Here is a 26734-nt window from a genome sequence, read left to right on the forward strand (position 1 = left end):
AGTAACTCTATATCTGCGTAAGTCCCTTTTGGACAACCTGTTTGTAAAAATCTTCAAGAGCGACTACACAACTTTTGTCGTCATAAAGATAGTCATGGCGAGCCTTGATTCTTTCTGAAACGTCGCGCCGCCAAACTGGGTCTAAACCTAACCTTACAGCAATATCAATATATTCTGCTTCAGTCTGAGCAATTGTGTCTGTCACCCCGAGCATTCTGAGGAAGCTATAAGAGTGAAGACCTCGCATAAATTTCCCCGGACAGGTGACGACGGGTAAATTGCAAGCGATCGCTTCTAGCGCTGTATTGCCACCAGACCAGCTTATCGTATCAAGAAAAATATCTGAAAGTAAATTGAGCGTTAGATAATCTGGGCGACTAGGAACCTTAAGAAATACACAATGGTCTTCGCTATACAGATCAACTAATTCAAAAGCACGTGAGAGACGTTTCCGCAGTAAATCACCTCGAAGAAATACAAATTGAGCTTCAGGAATACGCTGTGCTATTTCCGCAAAAATAAAATCATATTGTGGCAAATATTTGAAAGGTGCTTGGCAACACAAATAAATAACTGAATCATCCCGTAACTGAAAATCTGAGCGGGTTTTTGCCAAGACAGGAATATCTTGTGGCTTTGGATAAGCCACACCAATATTTTGTAGACGAATCAGTTCCTCCGAATAATGTTCTTGTGCATCTTCCGGCTCCATCAACTGACTAGATAAAAAGTAATTCAAAGTTGGTAAACCAGTTGTAACTGGATGTCCCCACGCTACGCATTGTACAGGAGCAAGACGCAATCCAGCTATTTGTATCGTTGGAGCATCCATCCCAACTTCTGGAAATACAAGTATATGTAGTTTGTCAGACGAAATCTGTTGACATACAGCTTCAAGATTATAAGGAATATGGTGAAATACATCACTGTAATCCCGAAATTGTTGTGTTATATGGTCTGGTTCATTTCCTGTATAATAACAGTAAATTTCAAAGTTTTGCTTTTCACAGTAACGCAACCAGCCTGTTAACCACAAGGTTCCGCTGTAAGAATGCAGATAGGCCGAAACATAACCAACACGAATTTTGTTATTCTCCTTAAGCGGAGGCATGGATATAGGCTGCACCCATTGTGGATAGTTTGCTGCCATAATTTGATGGACTAAATTTCCATACTGACATTGCAACTTTACAACATTGTGAGCCTGATAAGCTAAGTAAAAGTTAGTAAAACAACTTATACCAATTAAAGCATTAGTTTTGTCTTCTGGCGTTTGGATTTCTGTATCTCGAATTAATTTTTGTAGGCCTTGTATAAATTTTTGACGATAAAAGTCTATTTCATTTGGGGTATCGTAAACAGATGGTAAAATCAAGTTTTTGAAAAGTTTGAATACGTATTCATTAGGCAGAATTTGAGATGCCTTTTCTGCACTTGATATTGCTTCTTTAATCCGTCCGTCCTGTTGCAATAATTTAATTAAATAAAAGTGCAGTTTCCCAGCTTTCGAGTGAAAGCGAATGCCTTCTTGAAGTGTAGATATCGCTTCTTCTATTCGACTTAAATGCCTAAAAGATTCGCTCAAATTAAAATAAATTTCTGGATCTGCTCCTGAAATTTCCAAAAGGCTTTGATATTGCTTAATCGCCTCCTCATATTTCCCTAAGCTATAAAATTTATTTCCCGAGTTTAAAAGAAGCTGAGCTGGATTAGCTTGAGCTGTTAATGCGATTTGCAAGTTACTCAATATAGTGGTATCGTTTGGGTTGAGAGATAGAGCTATTTCATAGGCTTCAATCGCTTGAGTTAGAAGGTTTTGCTCCATCAGGAGGTTTCCTAAATTGAGGTAGCTACCAAAGTGGCTTGAGTTAGCTGCGATCGCTTGACGGTAGACTGCTTCCGCCTCCTTGCTTTCACCTACCTGAGTGAGAAGATTGCCTAAATTGTTGTAAGCTTCAATTAGTTTGGGTTCAAGCGCGATCGCTTCTTTATAAGCTGAAATTGCTTGAATATCTTGATTGATTTTTTCTAAAGCTAAACCAAGAATATAATATGCTTGAGCTGAAGAGGTATCTATTTTTATTAAAGTTTGAATAGATTCGATGCAGTCTTGATATTTTTCTGTTTCATAATATAGTACCCCTAAGTTTAGCCACGCTTCAGTCTTGTTATTTCGCCACAAAAGAAACTCGCGATACTTTTTTTCTGCTGCTGCAAAATCCCGCTGATGGTGGAAAGATAATGCTTCTTGATAAAGTTTATCTAATTCTTCTTCTTTTTGTTCAATAAATTGTAATTGATAGATAGCCTGAACAACTGATGTTTGGCGCACTTGGCTGAAAGCAGACCAGGGGTAGTTAGATTTTTTATTTGCATCCCAACTGAGAACCTGAATCCCATTCCAAAAAGTGTGATGGCCGTCTCCTGGCGTCAGCAACTCTATCAATAACTGGCACTCTGGGTTAGCAGCCATAAAGTCCCAATTAGCTTGGCGCACCGTCTCCCAATTGCTATCATCCACAATAATTAGGGCTTTTTCAGCCAGAAACGGTTTGAGTAGAAGTAATCCTAATAATTGCGATCTATAGTCGTGAGCGCCGTCATATAAATAAACACCAATTTTGTCGTCCGGATTAATTTCTCGAAGCTCTAACAAAAACTCTTCAAAATCTTGATTATAAAAATAAACTCGATCTTGAATATCAAACTTTGATAAATTATCAATTAATTTTCCTAGGTTTTCACCTGCTGGATCAAATTCAGCAAAGTTGTCTATAGCGTATGCCATTCGTTCTGGATGATCGAGCAGTGCGCCAATTAAAGTCGAACCTTGATAGCAGCCAATCTCGCAATATATTTCATCTGGTTCCATGCACGCAACCGCAAAATTGAGCAACTGCATTACGTTGGCAGTAGTCATTCCTTGAACTTGGTCAAGAGCCTGCTGAAATCGCATTGATTTAGGTACAACCGATTCGCGTCCCCAATTTTCATAAAGGCTGGGCAGTTGCTCAACAAACTTTTGGTAATCCATCGCTAACACCTTGTATGCTTACTTTTAGTTTATCTAAAGAAAAAATTAGGCACAAAGCTTTGGTTCGTTAAAATCTTGAGGAAGATGATAAACAGGGCAAAAGTTAGTGCTAGAAAGGGGAGGGAGTGCCAATCGTGCATACTTGACCTCGTAGCGTGTATTGCATCGACTGCTGGAATCACAGCGCTAACTTAGAAGCTCGTGAATGGATTTCAACAAATCTTCTGCGGTGTAGGGCTTCGACAAAAATCTTTTGACGACGCCACCTGCGATCGCTGGGAGCTTATGGTTGGAAACCAGTCCGCTCACAGCAACAACTTTGACCTGCGGGTTCATTTTTTGTAGGGCGCGGATGGTGGTTGGACCATCCATCGTAGGCATCATCATATCAATTAACACGACATTGATTTCCGCGCGATGCTGGGCATAGAGTGCGATCGCTTCAATCCCATCGTTGGCAGTGAGTACCCGATAGTCATAGGCTTCTAGGGATGTTTTAGTCACTTCTCGAATGGCTGGTTCATCATCAACCACAAGAATCCATTCTCCGTGACCTCTGGGCAGTTCATAACGCTCCGTAGCTTCTGGATCTGTTGTAGTTGTGTTAGTTGCTGGAAAATAAACTTTAAATTGGGTTCCTCTTCCTACTTCGCTATAGACATTGATAAAACCGTCATGACCTTTAATGATTGCCAACACAGTGGACAGACCTAGCCCTGTGCCTTTACCGAGTTCTTTTGTTGTGAAAAATGGTTCAAAAATTCTTTCTAAACTTTCTGGAGGAATACCACTTCCAGTATCCGAGATAGTAATAACGATATAAGGCCCCATTTTGGCCTCAATATTCATCCGGGCATAGTTTTCATCGATGATAAGATTTTCGGCAGAGATACTCAAGACTCCACCATCTGGCATCGCATCGCGGGCATTAACGCAGAGATTCATCAACACCTGATGTACTTGAGTAGCATCTCCAGAGACAGGCCAAAGTTCCATCATTCGTACATCTGTATAGATTTCGATTGATTTAGGAAAGGTCTCTTTGGCAATTTTCTGAATTTCCCCAATTAAGTGCCCTACTTGAAGGGTCATTCGCTCACCTTCAACTCCTCGAGCAAATGACAAGACTTGCTTAATTAGCTCAGCACCGCGTTTAGTATTTGTTTCTAGTAAATCCAAAAGCCGCTGACTGCGCGGATCGGGAATTACCATTTGTAAGATTTGAATGGCGGCAAGAATTGGCGTCAGTACATTGTTTAGATCGTGGGCAATGCCGCCAGCCAGAGTACCGATACTCTCCATCCGTTGGGCGCGGCGGAACTGTGCTTCAAGTTGTTTTTTCTCTGTAATATCGGTGTCTACAGAGAGGATTGATTTGGGGTTATTTTCATCATCGCGCACCAAACTCCAACGACTGGCAACGACAATTTGTTTGCCTTCTTTGGTGACTTTATACAATTCACCTTGCCATTCACCTTTGTTGTTAACAGTCTTGTGCGCTTCTAGGAGTTGAGGCGAAGGATCGTTGTACAAAATCTCCGAGACATTTTTCCCCAGAACTTCCTCCGCCTTCCAACCGTACAGTAACTCAGCTCCTTTACTCCAAAGTACGATTTTGTCTTTTAGATTTCGCACAAGAATTGCATCTGTTGTTACATCTAGCAAGGCAGCTTGTCTGCGGATTTTTTGTTCTGCCTCCTTTCGCTCGGTGATGTCCCGATCCATGCCGCGATAACCTTGGAATTTTCCATCACAATTCCAAACTGGAACTGCACTAGTTTCTAGGACAACCAGATGACCGTCTTTGTGAACAGTCGTATTCTCAAGACACGTAATGGGTTGTGCAAGGGCAGCCATTTGCCCAAAAATATTAGCAACTCGAAAAGCTTCTTCCGGAGGCATGAGATCGAAGGGAGTTTTGCCCAGAACTTCTTCTGGTTCATAACCCAAAATGTCGCGGAGCTTCGGACTGACATACGTGTAAACAACGTTTTCATCCACCTCCCAGACCCAATCGCTAGTGGTTTCGACTAAATTGCGAAACCGCTCTTCGCTTTGACGCCATGCCTCCTCGTTAGCTTTGCGCTCGGTAATGTCGCGGGCGATCGCATACATCAACCCTTCTTCAACGACCGGAGAGGCTGTCCAGGATAGCCATTTATAAGAACCATCCTGACAGATGTAGCGGTTCTCAAAGTCGATGGTTGGTTCGCCCGTGGCAAGTTTCTGGAATTCGTCACGGGTTTTTCCTTGGTCTTCAGGATGAACAAAGTTAAACAGTAATGTACAGCAAAGTTCTTCTTGAGAAAGCCCAAGTGTTTTCTCAAAAGCTGGGTTTACGCGCTTAAAATAGCCATCCAAACTAGCAATACACAGCATATCCAACGAGAGGGTGAATAAGCGATCGCGCTCTTCCTCTGCCCGCTTACGAGCGGAGATGTCCGTTTGCAAGCCTACGAAGTAGAGTAAGTTCCCCTCATCTGAAAATACTGGCGAAATTCTTAATTCATTCCAGAATGGCTGACCATCTTTTCGATAGTTCAGCAGCGTCGTTTGAATCTCTTTTTGTTCGGCGATCGCTTGGCGAATTTGAGCGATCGCTTGCGGATCTGTGCCAGAACCTTTCAGAAAACGGCAGTTGCGACCCATAATTTCTTCTGGCTTATACCCAGAGATCCGCGAGAAAGCTGGGTTTGCGTAAACGATCGGGTTGTCTGGCTGGTTCGGATCGGTAATAATCACTCCCTCAGAAGCTGAAGTAATCGCCCGTGCCAGGTGCAGGTTCTCGGTAGCAGCTCGCTGTAGCGCCTCCTCGGCTCGTTCGCGTGCAGCGATGCTGCGTTCCTTTTCAGCTAAATTGCGCCGTAGCTCTAGTTGGCTAATTACCTGGCGGCTTAAAGCTTTAAGTGCCTCTACTTGTTCTGGACTGAGGTTTCGCGGTACATAATCAACAACACAGATCGTCCCGATTATCTGTCCCTCAGGGGTTATCAGCGGTGCGCCCGCATAAAATCGGACGCTGGGGCAAGCAATGACGACTGGATTAGTGGCAAACTTCTTATCAGCCAATGTATCAGGAATCATTAAAATTTCGTGTTGCTCAAGTAGGGGGCAGAACCCGATATCAAGGGGGAATTCTGATACTTCTAAACCCACCTTTGACTTAAACCACTGACGGTTTTTATCCAAAAAATTTATTAACGCAATCGGGGTTCCACAAACGTGCGCCGCTAAATGGGCAAGATCGTCGAATGCCTCTTCGGGTTCTGTATCAAGAATCCGATATCGGCGCAGAGCTTCTAGCCTCGCCGCTTCCTTCCTAGACTCTAAAATTTTCATCAGTACTTATTCCTACTTGGACCGGATTTCGGTAGCCATCATCTGAAAATGCTTGTTCTGCCTTGTCGCGTTAAATGTCTCAATGCTGAAAAAGCAGGAGAAAGTCTCAGCGATCAACTTTTCCGTCCGATAACCCTAGCTAGATTGTTCCCTGGCGCTCCAATTGACTAACAGTTTCAGGAAAATCTACATGAAAATTGCTAAATTCTACGCATTCTCGCTCAAACTAAAGGTCTCCAGCCTTTTACCGCAGTGCCGGAAATGCGATCGCAACTGCTAAGGGTTATTTGTACCCGTAGGAATTAAAAAAGGCGGTTTTGCTGTTTTCATAGTCTATTAAATGGTTTTCCTATTCATATATAAATTCTATAAAATCTCTCTAAAGGTTGATGGCGGTTTAATATAGCAGAAAAGTTTATCATTGCATTTCCTGGGTAATCTGCTATACACGAATCCTTCAACTCCTTGTAGAAGAAAGCAAAGAAATCACTTCCATACAACTCGAAAATGTACGAAGTTAAGTTTAGTTACAAGAGTATAAAATTGGACAGGAAGTTAGCATCTAGCTTGAGGAGGCACATCCTGACAACTTGCAGCAATGAACTCTAGCACTCGTTGCCACACGCGCTCCAATAAATCGGGTTGATTTGCCTCAAACCACTCAATTTGGGGATAAGCACGAAACCAAGTGCGTTGTCGCTTGGCAAATTGACGAGTGTGCAAAACGGTTAACTCTTTGGCGTCCGATAGAGAAATCTCTCCAGCTAAATATTGCTTCATTTCCCTATAACCTAGCGTATCCAGCAGCGGCAGATTGCAACCGTATTTCTCACAAAGGATTTTTACCTCCGCTTCCCACCCTGCTGCTAACATCTGTTCGGTTCGCTGTTCAATGCGTTGCGTAAGGTGGCTAGAGTCCGGGCAATCTAAGCCAATTTGGAGAATGGGATAATCGGGTGGATTCTCTCCTTGCTGCTCTGAAATGGGGCGACCCGTCACATAAAATACTTCTAAAGCTCGCAATGTCCGCACGGGATCGTTAGGATGAATTTTCTGAGCGGCAACGGGATCAACTTGTTGTAGAAAAGCGTAAAGTTGGATTTGACCGAGAGATTGCAGTTGCGATCGCAATTCTTCTTGGGGCGCTACTCTAGGAATTTTTAACCCCTGCACAATAGAACGGATGTATAAACCCGTCCCTCCCACCAAAAGAGGCGGAGTTTCCTTGCCCAAAGCAGCAATTAAAGCTTGCGTCTGCTGCTGGTAATCTGCCACCGTCAAAGTTTCTGTGGGCTCGCAGATATCAATTAAGTAGTGCGGTACCAACTTGCGCTCAGCATCTGTTGGCTTAGCTGTGCCGATATCAAATTCGCGGTACACTTGACGCGAATCAGCGCTAAGAATTACAGAACCCAAGCGCTGTGCTAATGCTAATGCCAGCCCTGATTTTCCCGTCGCGGTAGCACCACAAATAACAATCAGCGCTGAGGGCTGAGGGCTGAGTGAAGAGGGCTGAGGACTGAGGACTGAGGGCTGAGGACTGAGGGCTGAGAACTGAGGGCTGAGGACTGAGGACTGAGTGAAGAGGGCTGAGCGAACAGGTAATTTTCCGCTGCTCCCTGTGTCTGTTTCTCTCGCCTCCCGTTCCCTTGTGCCACCGTGCTTTCCTACTTTGTTACCTTTCACTGGGTACAGCCCCTAAACAAATATCTCTTGAAATTGCCCTACGGTCGCCCCGAAACCTTTTGTGTTATAATTTTGGAGTGTTTTTACATTTTTGAAGTCCCGGTGGGCTTCCAAGCCATTATTGGAGAATCCTTATTCATGACGAGCAGTTACAGTGCCGATCAGATTCAAGTTCTAGAAGGTCTTGAACCAGTCCGGAAAAGACCGGGGATGTACATCGGTTCGACTGGCCCTAGGGGACTCCACCATCTAGTTTACGAGGTGGTGGACAACTCTATTGATGAGGCTCTGGCTGGCTATTGCACCCATGTGGAGATAGACATAAACGCCGATGGTTCGGTGACGGTGACAGACGATGGACGAGGGATTCCCACAGATACTCATCCCACTACAGGCAAATCAGCTTTGGAAACGGTGATGACGGTGCTGCACGCCGGAGGGAAATTTGGCGGCGGCGGTTACAAGGTTTCTGGTGGTTTGCACGGTGTCGGGATCTCCGTAGTCAATGCCTTGTCTGAGTGGGTGGAAGTAACCGTTTGGCGGGAGAAGCGGGAGCATATCATGCGCTTTGAGCGGGGTATTCCTGTCACCGAACTCAAGGCAACGCCAATTAAAGAAGCGAGGACAGGCACCTCGATTAGTTTCAAGCCAGATTTACAGATTTTTGTGACGACTGGCATTGAGTTTGATTACACCACCTTGGCAAGTCGTTTGCGGGAACTGGCTTACTTAAATGCGGGAGTCAAAATCACGTTTACTGACAACCGGCTGGAATTAATTAAGGGTGGAGAGCCAAGAGTAGAAACCTACTGTTATGAAGGAGGTATTAAAGAGTATATCGCCTATATGAATAGCGATAAACAGGCTCTCCACGAAGAAATTATCTATGTATCCGGCGAACGCAACAATGTACAAGTAGAGGTGGCGTTGCAGTGGTGCGTCGATGCCTATACAGATACTCTGCTGGGGTTCGCAAATAATATTCGTACAGTTGACGGCGGTACTCACCTGGAAGGGTTGAAGGCGGTGCTGACGCGGACGCTGAATACGATCGCTCGCAAGCGCAATAAAATCAAAGAAAATGAACCGAACCTCGGCGGAGAGAATGTCCGCGAAGGTTTAACGGGGGTTATCTCCGTCAAAGTACCCGATCCGGAATTTGAAGGACAAACTAAAACCAAACTCGGTAACACCGAAGTCCGAGGAATTGTTGATTCCCTAGTCGGCGAAGTTCTCACAGAATATTTAGAGTTCCGCCCAAACGTTGGCGATGCGATTCTAGAAAAAGCGATTCAAGCTTTCAAAGCCGCCGAAGCAGCGCGTCACGCACGAGAATTAGTGCGCCGCAAATCGGTTTTGGAATCTTCTCCTTTACCGGGTAAGTTAGCCGATTGCAGTACGCGAGATCCTTCGGAATCGGAGATTTATATCGTAGAAGGGGACTCAGCCGGAGGAAGTGCCAAACAAGGACGGGACAGACGCAACCAAGCTATCCTCCCATTGCGCGGTAAGATTCTCAACATTGAGAAAACCGACGATGCCAAAATCTACAAAAACACCGAAATCCAGGCGCTAATCACCGCACTGGGATTGGGTGTTAAGGGTGAGGAGTTTGATGCTTCTCAGCTGCGCTATCACTGCATCGTGATTATGACTGACGCGGACGTAGATGGGGCGCACATTCGGACGCTGTTATTAACGTTCTTCTATCGCTATCAACGGGCGCTAATCGAGCAGGGTTACATCTATATCGCTTGTCCTCCACTCTATAAGGTAGAACGCGGACGCAATCATTACTATTGCTATAGCGATCGCGAAATGGCAAACCTGATTCAGCATGAGTTTCCCGCTAATGCCAACTACACCATCCAGCGATTCAAAGGTTTGGGTGAAATGATGCCGCAACAGTTGTGGGATACTACCATGAACCCGGAAACTCGCACTCTCAAACGGGTGGAAATTGAAGATGCGGCGGAAGCCGATCGCATCTTTACCGTTCTAATGGGCGATCGCGTTGCACCCCGCCGCGAATTTATCGAAACCTATGGTCCTCGTCTCAATCTCAACGATCTAGATATTTAGATTCTCCGGTTGAAATGATTGAATACCCCAAAATTGGGCAACTAATGTAAAAATGATTAGTACATAAGGTTGCCTTGTTACAAAAGTATGGTTAATTAAGAACTTAACCATACTTTTGTCTTTTAAAGCCCCTGCGCTAGATTTCCCATCAACACTGCACCAAAAGAACGCGATCGCTATTTTTTCTGTGACATCGAAGCCTGTAAAAGGCTATATAGCGGCTCTAAATGATTCATGAAGAACAGAACCCCGACTTCTCTAAAAATCGGGATCTGAAGAGCCAGCTCATCACTCAAATAGAATTGCTATAGCTTGGCTATGTTATAACTTGAAGGAAACTATATTTGCAATTTCATGTCTTACTAATTTAATCTCCGACATTTCACAGGAAAATCATCAAAATTTGGATAAAAAATATCAAGCAAACACCAAAAAGTAATGAATCACTTTATCATCAACTTTGCCAAACTAGTGAAACTCCCAGTTAACAACAAGTTGATTGTATCTAGCTTATTAATCGCAATCAACGGCATCCTGGTGACAGGTATCCTAGGGAGATCGGCAAATACCCCAGCCAAACCCGCACCCGCAGCGACTCCAACCAAAACCACACCAGCAACGACCGCCACCCAGCAATTTGTAGGGCAATGGCAAGCCGAAGATCCGCAAACCGGGGAGTTGGTCACATTTATATTTGCGCCAGAGGGAAAATTATTCATTGTATTTCCAACGTCTGATGGACCTCCGGTTGCTGTCGGAATTAAGTACAAAGTCAATTCCCAGGCTAAACCGGGACAACTTGACCTGGTTTTTAGCAAAAAAGAGAGCATCCTGAGCATTTTTGAATTTATCGATCGCGGTAAACTACGTCTGGAATTAGAGGGACGGCAAGCTGGACAACCCAGACCCAATGCTTTTACCCCCAAGGCAACGATATTTGAGAAAATTTCCGATAGCGCGACATTACCCAAAGACGCCAAAGTAATTGAGCTGGAGAATGCACAGAGTCAGGTATCCGAAGATTCGCAGCTCCCAAAACCGCAAACGGAAGCCAAACTGTATATCGCGATGGTAAACAAAGCGCAACAGGCTTATTATCAGCAAAAAGGCAAATTTGCCACAAACACTGAAGATTTAGGTTTAGGAGGCGAGCCAGCCAGCGTGTATTACAACTATCGGTTGGTATCACCCGGAAAGGACGCCCAAAGCGTGATGATCGCCGCCCAAGCCAAGAATGCTGAAATTCATAGCTACACAGGTGCGGTATTTGCCACCAAAAAGAACGGTGAAGCCACCACCCTCGTAGCGGTTTGCGAAACCCAGCGCCCCTCAACCTCGGCTCCAGCGATGCCGAAACCGCCGCAGAGTGGCTCATCAGCAGTTCAATGTCCATCGGGTTCGCGTCTGTTACAGTAATCGGCTGCCGTCGCTATCAACAACCCGATTGATTCTCTCGCGATCGCATAGATTGTTAAAATCCAGTTAAATTTTTTGCCTTGACTGCCATGAGTGACACCGTTTTAGACATCCGCAACCTGCAAGTTCAATTTTTAACTGATGAAAAGCAAATTCTGGCAGTTGATGGTATTTCCTTCAAACTGAGTCGCGGGCAGACTTTGGGCATTGTGGGAGAGTCGGGATCGGGTAAATCGGTGACTTCCCTCGCCGTCATGGGTCTGGTGCCAACTCCGGGCAGGATTAGCGGCGGTGAAATTTGGTTTCAAAACTCACAGGAACGAGGCGGATCTGTAGTGAATCTGCGGGATCTGAGTGCAGAGGAGTTGCGGAAATATCGGGGTGGTCAGATTTCAATGATTTTTCAGGAACCGATGAGTTCCTTAAACCCAGTTTTTACGTGTGGGTTTCAGTTAGTCGAGGCAATCCGTCAGCATCAAAATGTAACCCCTGCCGAGGCGAGGCGGCAAGCGATCGCGCGTCTCCAAGAAGTCAAACTCCTCGCTAGCGATGAAGAGATGCGACAACGCTATCTAGAAGAAAGACCAGAAGCCAGAAGAGATAGCGAAGCGGAAACTAATCAGCAGGTCAATCAGCAAAAATTGGCAATGCTGGATCGCTACCCCCACGAACTCTCCGGCGGGCAATTGCAGCGGATGATGATTGCAATGGCTATTTCCTGCAATCCAGCGGTATTGATTGCTGACGAACCGACAACCGCCTTGGATGTAACGGTTCAAGCGACGATTCTGGATCTATTGCGGGAGTTACGCGACGCCCGTGGGATGTCGATGATGTTTATCGGTCACGACTTGGGGGTAATTGCTGAAATTGCCGACGTTGTCGCCGTGATGTATCAAGGCAAAATAGTTGAATACGGCTCAGTTGAGCAAATCTTTTCTAACCCTCAACATCCTTATACCAAAGGTTTGTTAGCCTGTCGCCCCAGCCTTAACCGCCGGTTGAAATACCTGCCGACCGTCGCTGACTTTATGGAAGTGGTGAAAACACCCAGCGGCGAAATCGAGATTCGAGAAAAAACAGGCGTCAAGAGTCAGGAGTCAGAAGAAATTCTGGGTTCCACTCAAAACCCAGAAGCGATAGATCGCATCTTTACCACTGAAAAAGCTCTACTCTCTGTCCGCGACCTCCAAGTTGGCTTCCCAATCCAGGGAATGTTTGGTCAAACCAAACGCTATTTGATGGCGGTGAATGGCATCTCATTTGATGTTTATCCCGGTGAAACGCTGGGATTGGTAGGAGAATCCGGCTGTGGCAAAAGTACCTTAGCGCGTACCATCCTGCGCTTAATCGAACCAACAAGCGGGCAGATCGAGTTTGAAGGGGAAGATATTACGAAAGTTAGTAATCGGCGGCTGCGGCAATTGCGACGCGAGATGCAAATTGTCTTCCAAAATCCCTTTAGTTCCCTCGATCCGCGTCTAAAAATTGGAGATGCGGTGATGGAACCGCTACAAATTCATCACTATGGTAAAAATTCTAAGGAACGACGCGATCGCGCAGCCTATCTCTTAGAGCGTGTAGGTTTAAATCCTGGCTGGATGAATCGCTATCCCCACGAGTTTTCTGGCGGACAGCGCCAGCGGGTTTGTATTGCTCGTGCTTTGGCACTCAATCCCAAATTCATCATCTGCGACGAATCTGTCTCGGCGCTAGATGTGTCCGTACAGGCGCAAGTGCTGAATTTGCTCAAAGAAGTCCAAAGTGAATTTGGCTTAACTTACATCTTTATTTCCCATGACTTGAGCGTGGTGAAATTTATGAGCGATCGCATCATGGTCATGAATCGAGGCAAAATCGAAGAAATTGGCTCCGCTGAAAATCTCTACCGCGAACCGAAGCAAGAATACACGCGCCAGTTAATTGCCGCCATTCCTACCGGCAGTCTAGAACAGATTCAGCAGCGTCAGCAAGACCGAATCAAGATATCAGCAGGAGGGCGAGAAATTATTAGTTAAGTATTCATCCTTAGCTCAATCTATACTTTGGGGAAGCGCAAACTATGACCTTAACGAAATCAACAATTACCGATGAGCAGTTTGTCAAACTACGCTGTAGCAGTGACAGTAAAACTCACTATTTCCCGGCTACAGGTGCTATGTATGCCCATCCGATAGATAACGATCAACCTGTTCATCTGTTTGATTTCTTAGGCGTTGATATCTCGCGCTGTATTCAAGATAATTCAACATCCCGCTGGACGCTTGTAAGTCGTAAAATTACACTTTATCTCGATCCCAAAACTGGAGAAATTCTAAAAAGTTGGAAAAACCCCTGGTCAGGTGAAACACTGAATATTATGCACCGTTCTTATGACTACCAGGAGTTCCAGATTCCACAACAGATAGATGCTCACATAACTTCAGAAATATCCTCAGTTTCATTAGATTTCAATATGAAACTGCCTAACCCGTTATCAACGAACCCCAAGTTTGCAGATTATTCGCCAGAGAAGTATGTCCAATCGTCGGATTCCTACAAATTTATTTTTCCGACAAAAATACTATCTGACGAACCCATCAGTGCTAGCGACAATCGCGCTGTTACACTTTCTTATTACCGCATGGGGCCGTGGGAACCGTGGATGAAAATGAAGGGGAAACCCGGCTTTTTAGTCTTAAATTACACTGGCAATAAAACTGATGTATTTGAAGATATCCCTGTAGCCATTAAAGAACAAATCGAACATCGGCTGCCTTTATTCCGCGAAGCTCCAACCTGTAGAATTCAGCGTTCGATTGCTACCAGTTGGAGCCGTTTTGACGAACAATTTGATGCCTACCTACGAGGAGAAGAATTTCCACTACCCGCCCCGATTATAGATGAGCCTTGTATTGAATAAAGCCGATTCTTACTCTTGACAAATAACAAAACTCAGGATTTTACCTTATAACTTCAACACTCGGAGAATAGCGCTTGTTGGCTGCTATTCAAAAAGTGAAAAAACAGACTTATTTGGGTTGGTAGGTTTAGCTTGGCTAATTCATTTCTCATTAAACTTTAATTAATTCAAATCTCTACAGTTAAAATCAATTAAAGTTTAAGTAACACAGTTGGAGTTATAGCAATGACTGAAAATAGACCCTATATTGGTCTAAAAACTAGGGATATTGCGATCGCTTATTTGTTACTGCGAATTTTGATTGGCGTGAATTACTTTAATCACGGCTTTACTCGCATCGGCAATATTCCCGGTTTTGCTGAAAATACTGTCAACCAACTTGCCAATTCTTATTTCCCGGAATTTTTGGTAAGGTTCAATTCTTACTTAGTACCCCCGGTTGAATTGATCGTGGGGGTGTTGATCTCCCTTGGATTAGCAACGCGCAGCGCCCTAATTGCAACATTTATCCTGATGATCGTCTTGATGATGGGTGTCACATCCATACAAAACTGGGGTGCAGCACAAACAATGCTTATCTACGGGATTGTGCTATTTATATTGCTAGCTGGTAGCAGCTTCAATATTTACTCCATCGATCGCTGGCTTGCCAACAGGCGGACTGTTGCAGGTTCAGGAGATCATCGCGACAAAAACATACTCAACTTTGCCAACAACTTTTGGACAAGACGCAGACGGCAAAAACGTTTGTCTACCTATACCAGTCTTAAATGATTTCTGGAAGCAAGATTCCCGACTTCTTGGATAAGTTGGGGATTTAAACCACTGGCATCTCGCAACTAAAACAGGATTGCTATATACCAGGTTTAAATAAAGGAATTGCTCTTCTTCAGTCACTTTATGGGCGCTATTCTGCGATTCTCCAAACCCCATTATTAAGTCAGTCTCTTAAATAATAGGGGTTTGGAGGATCTGAGGTGTCGTCTACCCTACGCATTCACTGGGGTTTTCACCTCTTGCGGCTGTTGAACCGCGTCTTCTGCCATAAACTCTGCCAACTGCGCCTCAATTTGCTCTTTAACGATCTGGCGATACTCTACAAAATGCTCGATTTGAGCGCAAACCGCTAAATAGCTGCTGATTCCGCCTCGATTGTGGCGATACATACTAAACAAGTTGCGCCAGAACTGCCAGCGAGTTTTACGAAGCACACCTTGTCGCCAACAAATGATTAATAAGGCTCGAATCACGACCCAATCTATTTTCTTCTTCGCACGTTTGCCCTTATTCGGATACGTCGCTTCTCCTAATATGCGAAAGTGACGATAAGTGCGGTCTAGAAAACGCTCCGGATCGTACAATGTCCAAAATGCATCGATGTATTCGCGCGCAATGTCTTCTAGAGGACGTGTGGGCACAAAGTTCATCAATGTCGTTTGATTGATGTTGGCAGATTCGCCTCGCAGCCGCCCTTCTTTCTTTAACCGATGCCAAAGGGCGGTATCGGGTAAAGCTTGCAACATACTAAATAAAGCGGTGGGAATTGCCGTTTTCTCGACAAAGTTGACAATGCGATCCCCTGCACCGGGTTTTTCTCCATCAAAGCCTACGATAAACCCAGCCATCACCCGCAATCCCGATCGCGCGATCGCTTGAACGGAATCACTTAAGGAATCTCGCGTATTTTGGAACTTCTGAGTCAGTGCTAAACTCTCCTCATCCGGTGTTTCAATTCCTAAAAACACTGCCCCAAAATTGCACTGAACCATCATATCCATCAATTCTTGATCTTTTGCCAAATCTACGGAGGCTTCCGTCGCAAAAGAGAAAGGATATTGGTGTTCCACCATCCACGGTTGCAACTCTTTCAGGAATAACTTGACATTCCGCTTATTCCCGATAAAATTGTCATCCACCATAAAGATGCTGCGTCGCCAACCCAACTCATAAAGGCGTTCTAATTCTGCCAGTAATTGGGCTGGCGTTTTCGTGCGGGGTTTGCGTCCGTAAAGGACAATAATGTCGCAGAATTCGCATTGAAATGGGCATCCCCGCGAAAACTGCACAGACATTTCTGAATAAGCGTCAAAATCTAGTAAATCAAAGCGGGGAACGGGTGTGGAACTGACATCCGGCTTCTCTCCTCCCGCCCGAAAAGTTCCTGAAGTTTCGCCACGTTGCACTGCCTCCACAAACATCGGCAGGGTGATTTCCCCTTCATCCAAAATCAAATAATCTGCGCCTACTGATTCTACTTCTTGAGGTAAAGCAGTGGGATAAGGGCCGCCGACTGCGACTAACTTACCCCTTTGCTTTGCTTCTTTGATTTGATCTAGCAAATCTTCTTTTTGGACAATCATTGCCGACAGAATTACTAAATCTGCCCATGCCCATTCAGCTTCAGTTATTTGGGTAACATTTCGATCTACTAACTTAAACTCCCACTCTTGGGGCAAAATTGCGGCAACGGTCACTAAACCTAAAGGCGGCAACATTGCCTTACGATTTAGCAAAGCTAAAGTTTTTTCAAAAGACCAAAAACTTTTCGGAAATAGTGGATATAAAAGTAAAACTCGCATTAATTGACAATCCTCACGCTTAATTGGTCATTGATGAGAAGGAATGAAAAATGGGTAAAAAATTTCTAATTCCCCATTTTTCACTTGATATCACGCACTCGCACCGACGCTGTTTTTCACAGGGGAAACTTTAGCTTCCTGTTTCGATTGTTGTGCTAGATACTCAGCTAACTGCACCTCAATTTGGTCGCGGACAATCTGGCGATATTCGAGAAAATGTTCGTTGTGGGCACAGACGGTGAGGTAATGATCCCAAACACCAGGGTTGTGTTTGATGATACTAAACAGATGGTGCCAGAACTTCCAGCGAGTGTGACGCTTAATGCCTTGTCTCCACGCCACAATTGCCAAAGCCCTTAACTCCATCAGACCCGGCATTTTAAAAGGAACTTTTACTTTGGGTGCGCCCAGCATCAGAAAATGGCGATAAGCCCGATCTAAAAACTTTTCCGCATCGTATAAATCCCAGAAGGCGTTGATGTATTCCCTGGTAATCTCTTCTACGGGTCGGGTCGGGATAAAATTCATCACATTGAACTGGTTGCCCGATGCGCTATCCAGCAATCGCCCCTCTTTTTCTAGGCGGAACCAGAGGGCAGTGTGGGGTAAAGCTTGTAGCATTCCGAAAATAGTCGTCGGAATCGCCGTTTGTTCGGCAAAGCGGACAATGCGATCGCCTGCGCCTGATTTTTCTCCATCAAAGCCAATGATAAAACCAGCCATCACCCGCAACCCCGCCCGCGTGATGGTTTCTACCGAGTCAGCAAGCGAAGTTCGGTTATTTTGAAACTTCTTCGTCATCTGCAAACTGGCTTCATCCGGCGTTTCAATTCCCAGGAACACCGCATTAAAATTGCACTCCACCATTAAATCCATCAGTTCTTGGTCTTGCGCCAAGTCAACCGAGGCTTCTGTATTAAAGCTGAAGGGATACTGGTGTTCCGCTTGCCAAGTTTTTAATTCTTGGAGAAATAACTTGACGTTGCGCTTATTGCCGATGAAGTTATCATCCACCATGAAAACGCTGCGACGCCACCCCAGTTGGTAGAGACATTCCAACTCTGCTAATAGCTGTTCTGGTGCCTTCGTCCGAGGTTTGCGACCATACAAAACAATAATGTCGCAAAATTCGCACTGGAAGGGACAACCCCGCGAAAACTGTACCGACATCGTATCGTAAGCATCGAACTCTAGCAAATCGAAACGAGGAACCGGGGTTGTCGTCACATCGGGTTTTTCCCCATTGGATCGGAAAATCCCGCCCTTGTCACCTCGCGCGATCGCTTCCATAAACATCGGTAAAGTGATTTCCCCTTCATCCAAAATCAGATAATCTGCACCAGCATTGGTCGCTTCATCAGGTACAGAAGTCGGATAAGGGCCACCTACCGCAACCGCTTTACCGCGCCGCTTGGCTTCCTTGATTTGATCAAGTAAATCCTCTTTCTGAACAATCATTGCCGAGAGAATGACCAAATCTGCCCACTCCCACTCGTCTTCTGTGACGCTGCGAACGTTTCGATCGACCAGTTTGAATTCCCATTCTTGAGGCAAAATTGCGGCAACCGTCACTAAACCTAGCGGCGGCAATAAAACCTTGCGATTTACTAATTCTAGGACTTTCTCAAAAGACCAAAAAGTTTTAGGAAATAAAGGATAAAGCAGTAAAACTCGCATTGAATTGGCAACCTCGGACTAATTTTAGTGATTCGTAGCAGGGGCAAATTGTTCTATCACTTTCGACGTGCGATCGCTCATGAAGGAGTCATTAAATTGATCGAATACAATATGCCGCTAGGTTTTCGCTAATGATGAATGGATATTCCATGCTAACTAACTCAGTAGCCGAATGTAGTTAACCGTTGGTTTAGGGGGAGTGGGAACCTGATATCCACCTACTGACTCTGGACTTTCTGCCTCCCTACTCCCAGACACTACCAGTAATTTTGATTCCTGCCGGTTAACGAGCATTTTCATTTCAGAGCGATCGCAAAAGCCCCTGTTCTGTTAGCCATCCCGAAACAACCCTGTCTTATACACCGACGGGATTTTTTTCTTTTACAGATGCCGATGAGATATCTTCTATCTGTTGCAGTTTTGCTTCTTCTGCCTGAAACTCAGCTAACTGGGCATCTATTTCGTCCCGCACAATCTGGCGGTACTCTAGAAAATGCTCATTATGAGCGCAGACTGCAATGTAATGCTCAAAAACACCAGGATTGCGCTTGAGAATGCTAAATAAGTGGTGCCAGAACTTCCAGCGAGTTGTGCGTTTGACACCCTGACGCCACATAACAATCAGCAGCGCTCGCAAATCCACTAAATTTGGTAATTTAGCAGGAGCCTTGCATTTGGGCGCACCCAGCATCAAGAAACAGCGATAAGTCCGATCCAAAAACTTTTCGGCATCGTATAGCGTCCAGAAAGCCTCAACGTATTCTCTGGCAATCTCTTGCAAGGGTCGCGTGGGGACAAAGTTCATCAAGGTAGTTTGATTGATGTTGCCATCTTTCCCCCGCAGGCGACCCTCCTTGTCTAATCGATGCCACAGCGCTGTATTGGGTAAGGCTTGCAGCATTGCGAAGGTAGTGGTGGGAATAGCAGTTTGCTCGGCAAAGCGAACAATGCGATCGCCTGCGCCTGATTTCTCCCCATCAAAGCCAATAATAAACCCAGCCATTGGGCGCAATCCGGTTCGCGTAATTGCCTCTACCGCTTCACCCAGAGAACTGCGCGTATTTTGGAACTTTTTCGTCAGCGACAAACTCTCTTCATCGGGCGTTTCAATCCCCAAAAACACGGCATCAAAATAACACTCCACCATTAAATCCATCAGTTCTTGGTCTTGCGCCAAATCAATCGAAGCTTCTGTATTAAACCGGAAGGGATATTGGTGTTCTGCTTGCCAGGTTTTTAGCTCTTTGAGAAATAACTTAACGTTGCGCTTATTGCCGATGAAGTTATCATCCACCATGAAAACGCTACGACGCCACCCCAATTGGTAGAGATACTCCAACTCTGCTAATAGCTGTTCCGGTGTTTTCGTTCGGGGTTTGCGACCATACAAAACAATAATGTCGCAAAATTCGCACTGGAAAGGACAACCCCGCGAAAACTGCACTGACATCGAATCGTAAGCATCAAACTCTAGCAAATCAAAACGAGGCACAGGCGTTGTCGTCACATCGGGTTTTTCCCCATTGGAACGGAAAATACCCTGTTTTTCGCCCCGTTGAACTGCCTCAACAAACATCGGCAGGGTGATTTCCCCTTCATCTAAAATCAGATAATCTACACCCGCTTTTTGAGCTTCCTCCGGGACAGAAGTTGGGTAAGGGCCACCACACGCCACCAATTTGCCGCGCCGCTTGGCTTCCTTGATTTGATCGAGTAAATCCTCTTTCTGGACAATCATTGCTGAAAGAATGACAATATCTGCCCATTCCCACTCGTCTTCTGTAACGGTGCGGATATTTCGATCCACCAACTTGAATTCCCACGCTTGAGGCAAAATTGCCGCCACGGTTACTAAACCCAGCGGCGGCAATAAAACCTTGCGGTTGACTAATTCCAGTATTTTTTCGTAAGACCAAAAAGTTTTAGGAAACAGGGGATAAACTAATAAAACTTTCATTGAATTTAAAACCTCACACCATTTTTAAATTTCAGCTATTAGCTAATACATAGCACACGCGCCTAGCTGAATCTGGCAAGCTTAGGTTAAGTCTGATAGCTTTTTTAACGCAAAGGTACGCCAAGGGTGACGTAAAGGTACGTAGAAAATCAGTAAGAGGTCTTGATATGTCTAAGAAACTCTTCTGAAGACAGCCTTTAACCTCCTTGGCGTACCTTTGCACTAACCTCTGCGTACCTTTGCGTTAAAACAACCTTTTAAATCTAATTTCTACTCGTTCTTAGCTGTCAGCTGCTTTTTTTGAACTCCGCTTATTTTCAGCACATCGCTGAATGTGGCACAGTAATTCGGCAGACCCAGGGTAGCAGGATTGACGGGATCTTGGTAGGTAAAATGACGGTAGCGCAAGCAGAACCGATCCCAAGGTGCCATCTGAATTCGGAACAAGAGGATGAAGAAATCAGCTAGCCAGGGAGACAGGGGCACGCGAAAATAAATTTTCTTGTCTAAATAAGCACAAACTTCTTCTACGGCTTCGTTGACCGTTATGGGTGCTTGACCCAAAACCAGCTGTCGAGGTTCCGAGGGGCCAGGAGGATGTTCGATCAGGAATCGTACCACTTGGGCAATATCTCGCCCGTGCATATAGTGGAAACTGCCGTCAGCTTTAAAAAAGCGAATCAGGTCAATCAACTTTGCCACCCCTGGCAATCCTGAAGAAAGATGGGAGTAGGGTTTGTTGGCATCTCCTCCGAGAACCAAGGTCGGAAAGAGGGTAGTGATGCGGGGTGCGATCGCTAATTTCGATAAGCGCTGCAAGCAGTCATACTTAGAACGAATGTAGTCTGTCCCTAGTTCTCCCGCTTCTTTCAATAATTCGTTGTCGCGTCCGAGGATGCTAGCGGTAGAAAAGTAAATGACTTGTTCGCAAACTGCGGGGTCGAGCAAGTTTAGCAACCGGATGGTTTTAATCACATTCACGTCAAATACCGCTTGGGAGCCGCCCCAAGCGGTTGCAGCTAATATCGCGACATCGATTGTCTTGAGTAGATTTCCCACTCGTTCAATGTCTCGCAAATCAGCTTTTACAACGGTGATTCCCGGTCGAGATTGGTAGTCAATTTGCAGTTTGTCTGGATTTCTGACTAACAGATACAGCTCGTGTTCGGTTTCTTGAATCAGGCTTTCGCTAATGTAGTGACCAATGCAGCCACTCGCACCAGTTACCAAAATCCGCTTGGGGTTCATAAGGGTTGGTCATTCGTCCTTAGTCAAGAATGATTCGTCTTTAGTTCAATGACTAATGACTAATGATTTTTGACTGATTTGGCAGTTTCAAAGAAGAAAGCTACGTTTTCTTCGGGGGTACTGGGTAAAACACCATGACCGAGATTCATGATATGACCTTTGTTTCCGGCTTTGCGGATCGTGTCATAAATGCGATCGCGGATGAACTCTTTTGAGCCAAATAAGGCACAGGGGTCCATATTTCCCTGTACACCGATGTTTGAGCCAAGTCTTGTCCTTGCCTCTGCCATGTCTACCGTCCAATCTACGCTGACGATATCCGCACCGGATTGTGCCATCCTCTCCAGAATGCCAGCACTACCATTGATGTAGAGAATCAGGGGAGTATCCGGATGCGTCTGTTTTACCTGGTTGAAAACTCGCTGCTGATACGGTAGAGCAAATGTCTCGTAATCTTGAGGACTCAGTTGTCCTGCCCAAGAATCGAACATTTGAATGACTTGGGCACCGCTATCAATTTGATAGCGGACGTAAGTTGCGATCGCATCCGCCAATTTAGCCAAAAATTGATGCAGCATCGTTGGCTCTGAAAAAGCCATACTTTTAATAATTGCGTAGTCTTTCGAGCTTTTGCCCTCAATCGCATACGCTGCCAGCGTCCAAGGGGCACCCACAAAACCCAAGACAGTTGCTTTATTGCCGACTTCTTGGCGTAATGTTTGCAAAATTTCACCGATAAAAGGCAGCGATTCCCCAGGTTCTAGAGGATGCAGTTTATCAATTTGCTCTTGGCTGCGGATGGGCGGATCGATGACTGGTCCTCGGCTTTCGATGATATCAAAGGGAATGCCAAGTCCCGGCAACGGAGTTAAAATATCAGAAAATAAAATTACCCCATCTGGCTCAAAGGCGCGAAACGGCTGTAGGGAGATTTCGATTGCCAGTTCTACTTTTTCCGAGCGATCGCGAAACGCAGGATACTTATCTCTTAAATCTCGATAAGCTTTCATATATCTACCCGCTTGCCGCATCATCCACACTGGCGGACGGTCTAAAACTTCACCACGGGCTGCCCTCAGCAGATACGGAACTTGGGTTGCAACGGTCATTGACACTTCACCTAAAGACTTATTTAAAGGCATTTGTTTAGCTTATCATTGTCGGATTCCCCAAGTTTAGTTTTGCGATCGCTTCTCTTGAGTTTGCCCGCCATGAGAGAGGCAATCCACGCTAAACCCTTCTAGATAGGGTATCAACTCCTAGAGACATGGAATGTGCATTTCCCTAGTAGTAGTCAGCGAGCCTGAGTGACTCTCCGACACGCGAAAAACCCGGCTTCTTGAATCAACCGGGTTTTTCTGTTGCGTGCTTTTTTAACTACCTATTGACGTTATTTGACAATGCAGATGCCACTAATTTCAACGGTGCATCGCGTCGGTTTCTTAGCCGTATCTAAGTTGCGGGTGGTGGGGTTATAGGTGTATTCCCCCGCCTTGAAAACGCGGTTGGGATTGGCGCAGTAAGTGTAGGTTTGACCCGCTTCGGTAAAGTTCACGACCACCAAAGAATTCTTTGCCGGAGGACAACTATCCAAAACCGTCAAGCCATACTCATTTCGCAGCAGTTGGCTTCTTTGATCGTTAGCTGTAGGTTGAGTCGGATTTTGGGAAGTCGTTGTTTTCGGCTTTAAGTCACCACTGCTAATGTCAAAGGTGTACGCTCCTGCTTTGACAAGGCGGTTAGGATTGGCGCAGTAATTGTACGTTTGACCGTATTCGGTAAACGTGACAACAACCAAAGAAGTTTTTACTTCCGGACAGGTATCCAGAACCCTCAACCCATACTCATTGAGCAGAGCTTGTTTCCGGGGGTCATTTTGAGCTGGGGTTTGAGCCGGTGGATTTTGGGTAACAGCACCCCCTGGCTTGATATCATTGCTGCTAACGTCGTAACGATATTCGCCTGCCTTGATATTGCGGTTAGGATTAGCGCAGTAGGTATAGTTTTGACCGTATTCGGGGAAGGTGACAACAACAACATTACTCCTTACCGCCGGACAATTTTCTAGGACTCTCAATCCATATTCATCTTCTAGAAATTTTTGTCGCGCATCTTTTTGACCCGCGGGAGTTTGAGCCGGTGGATTTTGGGAAGTTGTTGTCTGGCTAATCCCAGAAATTGAAAGCGTGTATCTCCCCCTAGTGTTGTTCTTACCCAACACGCGAAGTTTATATTCTCCAGTCGTTGGCACTCGATACCTCACCAAACCCGATCGGTCATCGTAGGCAACCTGCGCCCCACTCTGTGAGGAAACTAGAACTAGAATAGGCAAAAGAGTACTACCGTCTTCTACATCAACAGCGGCAACGATTGCATCACCTTGCTTAGCATTAATCAGGAATTCCTCACCATAGGCTTTCTGGACAGGAGTACCCCTTAGAGATTGGTTTTTAAAGGTGAAGGTGGGAGAGTTAGTACGGATGAACCCGTTAACGTTTTCACCATTTTTTAGTGCGGTTGCTGCTCCAGCGATATCGGAGATCCCCGTAAACATCATCCCGGCGATCGCGACACTTGCCGCAACCCTATTAATAAACTTACGACCCATCATGGTAGACCCGTTTTCCTATAAACAAGAACTGCTTCCTTCTGTTTGGACAGATGATATCCATCCATAGTTCCCAGAGTCCAGGCACCTCAAACTTGTAAAGCCGGTTTGAAATGCCTGCTCAACTGATGCAATCTAGAAGCACCTAAGTATTATTGCTCGGTAGAGGAAAAACTCAAACTGCCGCGATCTGCATCTAACTGAGCGGGGATTCCCAAGGGTAAAGCTGCATTAGGGCCATCGTGACCAAAGGGAAGATCGGAGACAATGGGAATGCCAAGATTTCCCAAGCGATCGCGCAATACTTCTTCCACCGTCAAGCTAGAAATGTTCGGCGGAGCTTCGCAGCGGCTAAAGCGCCCCAAGGCAATCCCTTTGACTTTCCGAAAAGCCCCTGTCATCCGCCACTGCGTTAACATTCGGTCAATGCGGTAGGGAGCCTCAGTCACATCTTCCAAGGCGAGAATGACGCCCGCTAGCTGAGGCTGTACGGGCGTGTTCAGAAAATGCGTGGCTACAGTCAGATTGCCGGGGATTAAGATGCCGCTGACCTTACTGCCGCCCCAGCCGACTCCTTTTAAGGGTTCTAGGGGGCGACCTTCTACGCAATCGAACAGCCGCTGAATCGACCACTCTGGCTCTGCCGCAAGGGTAGTTAGCAACGGGCCATGAACCCCTGCAATGCCAACTTTACCGAGGCTCCACAGCAAGCCAGTGGCATCAGAAAAGCCGATTAGCCATTTGGGAGTCCGGTGTAAAAAATCTACTATTTTTTGTTCCGCACCCTGCCAAGACCAATCTTCTAGTAAGCGGGCGCTACCATAACCGCCTCTGGCACAGAGAATGCCTTTACATTCAGGGTTTTTCCAAGCGTCTGCGAGGTGTTGGCGGCGGCTGTCATCGCGACCAGCAAGGTAGCCCCACCGTTCCTCTACGCCGCTGCTAATTTCGACTCGGTAGCCGCGCGATCGCCATATTTCCACACCTTTGTGGAACGCTTCCTGTTCTCGCAAGGCACCGCTGGGAGCAATGACTCGCAGCAAGTCGCCAGTTTGTAGAGGCGGGGGTAGTTGGTACGCGGAAAAATCCAAAATTCTTCTGGTTTAAGTTTTAATTTTGCAAGATATCCCGAAACCATTCTTCCATGCGATCGCCCAGTGCTTCCAGGGAATATTCCGCTTCGGCTTGTTGGCGGCAAGTATAGCGGTCAAGTTGATCGATGCGTCCAATGGCCTCGACCAACCCCGCCACGCTATCCGGCTCCACTAAAAAGCCCGTCTTCCCATCCTGAATAATTTCAGTCGGGCCACCTCTGGAATAAGAAATGACGGGGACTCCACAAGCAAGCGCCTCAATCACCACATTGCCAAACGCTTCCACCCAGCGAGGCGTCATCAACAACGCCCGACAATTGCCTAAATGCTGTTGCAGTTCGGATGTGGAGAAAAATCCTGCATATTCTACAGGAGCATCGGGATAATCTTGACAAATCTGCTTCCAATATGCATCGTCTTGCATTTTGCCAAGAATTTTTAGGGGAATGCCGGTGATTTTGGCAGCGGCAACGGCATCCTCTAGACCTTTTTCTGGGGCAATCCGACCCACCCAAGCCAAGCAGGATGAGGCTTCTGGGCAAAATTGATAAAGCGATAAATCCAGACCGCTTCCCAGAATCCGATACTGCGACGGACTAGGAAAAGTTTCTGCCTGTGTCAATGTGTAGACGCCAACCGTACCAGGAAACTGGACGGAGATCTGTTCCACGATGCGATCCATCGCGGTCGAGAGAGAACCCATACTCACGAAATGGGCGATCGCTCGATTAAAAAATGGCGTTAGATAGAACGGTAGCCAATCATAGGCAATGTTGAAAATCAGATCGTAGTCAGCTTGGACTTGCCGCGCATAATCCCACATATTGCCCAGCACAGAATTCTCCGGCATGACAATCGGGGCACTCCGTCCTTGAGTCTGAGCCGTTGTCTGGAGTTCTCCAGCAATTTCGATAATTGGAATATCTCCCAGCACAGAACCTTGGGGAGCCACAATTTTGAGGGTATGTCCCCGCCGGAGCAGCTCTTGGGCAACGTTGAGCAGGGTTAGTTCTACGCCGCCCCCCAACCCCGTGCCGAGAGCGCCCACCGAGGTTGAGAGCAACAACAGTTTCAATGGACGATGCAGGATGGACAACTTTTAGACTCTAAAC

General features: G+C 45.9%; 17 protein-coding genes. 5 read left to right on the top strand and 12 right to left on the bottom strand.

Going from position 1 to position 26734, the window contains the following annotated elements; all coding sequences use genetic code 11:
* Positions 1–7: 7 nt before the first annotated feature.
* From NC994_RS01880 to miaA, 3 genes are all read right to left on the bottom strand, one after another.
* On the bottom strand, positions 8–3034 hold the full coding sequence (locus NC994_RS01880) for a tetratricopeptide repeat protein (protein WP_190440725.1): 3027 nt from the start codon (positions 3032–3034) through the stop codon (positions 8–10).
* A gap of 186 nt (positions 3035–3220) precedes the next feature.
* Entirely contained in the window at positions 3221–6373 is a 3153-nt protein-coding gene (locus tag NC994_RS01885; RefSeq protein ID WP_190440728.1) for a PAS domain S-box protein, read from the bottom strand.
* 555 nt (positions 6374–6928) lie between these two features.
* Entirely contained in the window at positions 6929–7855 is a 927-nt protein-coding gene (gene miaA / locus NC994_RS01890; protein ID WP_190441263.1) for a tRNA (adenosine(37)-N6)-dimethylallyltransferase MiaA, read from the bottom strand.
* A gap of 342 nt (positions 7856–8197) precedes the next feature.
* On the opposite strand from miaA, the gene gyrB reads away from it, so the two are divergent.
* The 5 genes from gyrB (at position 8198) to NC994_RS01915 (ending at position 15233) form a co-directional block, all read left to right on the top strand.
* Positions 8198–10141, top strand: coding sequence for a DNA topoisomerase (ATP-hydrolyzing) subunit B (gene gyrB / locus NC994_RS01895; protein ID WP_190440731.1), 1944 nt, complete (start codon positions 8198–8200; stop codon positions 10139–10141).
* Between the two features lie 438 nt (positions 10142–10579).
* A complete protein-coding gene (locus NC994_RS01900; RefSeq protein ID WP_190440734.1) occupies positions 10580–11557 on the top strand; it encodes a type IV pilin-like G/H family protein in 978 nt (325 codons plus the stop codon).
* Between the two features lie 89 nt (positions 11558–11646).
* Entirely contained in the window at positions 11647–13575 is a 1929-nt protein-coding gene (locus NC994_RS01905) for an ABC transporter ATP-binding protein (protein WP_190440738.1), read from the top strand.
* A 44-nt stretch (positions 13576–13619) separates the two neighbouring features.
* The gene (locus NC994_RS01910) at positions 13620–14459 is read left to right on the top strand and encodes a DUF1838 family protein (protein WP_190411111.1); all 840 of its coding nucleotides are present in this window, start codon (positions 13620–13622) and stop codon (positions 14457–14459) included.
* A 225-nt stretch (positions 14460–14684) separates the two neighbouring features.
* On the top strand, positions 14685–15233 hold the full coding sequence (locus tag NC994_RS01915) for a DoxX family protein (RefSeq protein WP_190440739.1): 549 nt from the start codon (positions 14685–14687) through the stop codon (positions 15231–15233).
* Positions 15234–15448: 215 nt separating this feature from the next.
* On the opposite strand, the gene NC994_RS01920 is transcribed toward NC994_RS01915, so the two are convergent.
* The 9 genes from NC994_RS01920 to NC994_RS01960 form a co-directional block, all read right to left on the bottom strand.
* Positions 15449–17038, bottom strand: coding sequence for a B12-binding domain-containing radical SAM protein (locus NC994_RS01920; RefSeq protein WP_190430938.1), 1590 nt, complete (start codon positions 17036–17038; stop codon positions 15449–15451).
* 90 nt (positions 17039–17128) lie between these two features.
* Positions 17129–18715, bottom strand: coding sequence for a B12-binding domain-containing radical SAM protein (locus tag NC994_RS01925; protein ID WP_190440742.1), 1587 nt, complete (start codon positions 18713–18715; stop codon positions 17129–17131).
* Between the two features lie 156 nt (positions 18716–18871).
* Entirely contained in the window at positions 18872–19015 is a 144-nt protein-coding gene (locus NC994_RS01930; RefSeq protein WP_190668467.1) for a hypothetical protein, read from the bottom strand.
* Between the two features lie 55 nt (positions 19016–19070).
* The gene (locus NC994_RS01935; RefSeq protein ID WP_190440745.1) at positions 19071–20672 is read right to left on the bottom strand and encodes a B12-binding domain-containing radical SAM protein; all 1602 of its coding nucleotides are present in this window, start codon (positions 20670–20672) and stop codon (positions 19071–19073) included.
* Positions 20673–20942: 270 nt separating this feature from the next.
* A complete protein-coding gene (locus NC994_RS01940) occupies positions 20943–21920 on the bottom strand; it encodes an NAD(P)-dependent oxidoreductase (protein WP_190440748.1) in 978 nt (325 codons plus the stop codon).
* Between the two features lie 59 nt (positions 21921–21979).
* Entirely contained in the window at positions 21980–23029 is a 1050-nt protein-coding gene (gene hemE, locus NC994_RS01945; protein ID WP_190440751.1) for a uroporphyrinogen decarboxylase, read from the bottom strand.
* 281 nt (positions 23030–23310) lie between these two features.
* Positions 23311–24531 carry a hypothetical protein gene (locus NC994_RS01950; RefSeq protein ID WP_190440753.1) on the bottom strand — a complete coding sequence of 407 codons (1221 nt, stop codon included), beginning with the start codon at positions 24529–24531 and terminating at the stop codon, positions 23311–23313.
* Positions 24532–24680: 149 nt separating this feature from the next.
* Entirely contained in the window at positions 24681–25622 is a 942-nt protein-coding gene (locus NC994_RS01955; protein WP_190441264.1) for an LD-carboxypeptidase, read from the bottom strand.
* Between the two features lie 16 nt (positions 25623–25638).
* A complete protein-coding gene (locus NC994_RS01960; protein WP_190441267.1) occupies positions 25639–26712 on the bottom strand; it encodes a glycosyltransferase in 1074 nt (357 codons plus the stop codon).
* Positions 26713–26734: the final 22 nt, after the last annotated feature.

Origin of the sequence: Trichocoleus sp. AS-A1 (assembly GCF_039962015.1) — a bacterium.
In the GTDB taxonomy this organism is placed as follows: Bacteria; Cyanobacteriota; Cyanobacteriia; order Cyanobacteriales; family FACHB-T130; genus FACHB-T130.

Bases quoted from the DNA above. Each gene is read 5' to 3' on its own strand.
- NC994_RS01880 (WP_190440725.1), bottom strand. From the start codon at position 3,034: ATGGATTACCAAAAGTTTGTTGAGCAACTGCCCAGCCTTTATGAAAAT.
- NC994_RS01885 (WP_190440728.1), bottom strand. From the start codon at position 6,373: ATGAAAATTTTAGAGTCTAGGAAGGAAGCGGCGAGGCTAGAAGCTCTG.
- gyrB (WP_190440731.1), top strand. From the start codon at position 8,198: ATGACGAGCAGTTACAGTGCCGATCAGATTCAAGTTCTAGAAGGTCTT.
- NC994_RS01900 (WP_190440734.1), top strand. From the start codon at position 10,580: ATGAATCACTTTATCATCAACTTTGCCAAACTAGTGAAACTCCCAGTT.
- NC994_RS01905 (WP_190440738.1), top strand. From the start codon at position 11,647: ATGAGTGACACCGTTTTAGACATCCGCAACCTGCAAGTTCAATTTTTA.
- NC994_RS01910 (WP_190411111.1), top strand. From the start codon at position 13,620: ATGACCTTAACGAAATCAACAATTACCGATGAGCAGTTTGTCAAACTA.
- NC994_RS01915 (WP_190440739.1), top strand. From the start codon at position 14,685: ATGACTGAAAATAGACCCTATATTGGTCTAAAAACTAGGGATATTGCG.
- NC994_RS01920 (WP_190430938.1), bottom strand. From the start codon at position 17,038: ATGCGAGTTTTACTTTTATATCCACTATTTCCGAAAAGTTTTTGGTCT.
- NC994_RS01925 (WP_190440742.1), bottom strand. From the start codon at position 18,715: ATGCGAGTTTTACTGCTTTATCCTTTATTTCCTAAAACTTTTTGGTCT.
- NC994_RS01930 (WP_190668467.1), bottom strand. From the start codon at position 19,015: ATGAAAATGCTCGTTAACCGGCAGGAATCAAAATTACTGGTAGTGTCT.
- NC994_RS01935 (WP_190440745.1), bottom strand. From the start codon at position 20,672: ATGAAAGTTTTATTAGTTTATCCCCTGTTTCCTAAAACTTTTTGGTCT.
- NC994_RS01940 (WP_190440748.1), bottom strand. From the start codon at position 21,920: ATGAACCCCAAGCGGATTTTGGTAACTGGTGCGAGTGGCTGCATTGGT.
- hemE (WP_190440751.1), bottom strand. From the start codon at position 23,029: ATGACCGTTGCAACCCAAGTTCCGTATCTGCTGAGGGCAGCCCGTGGT.
- NC994_RS01950 (WP_190440753.1), bottom strand. From the start codon at position 24,531: ATGATGGGTCGTAAGTTTATTAATAGGGTTGCGGCAAGTGTCGCGATC.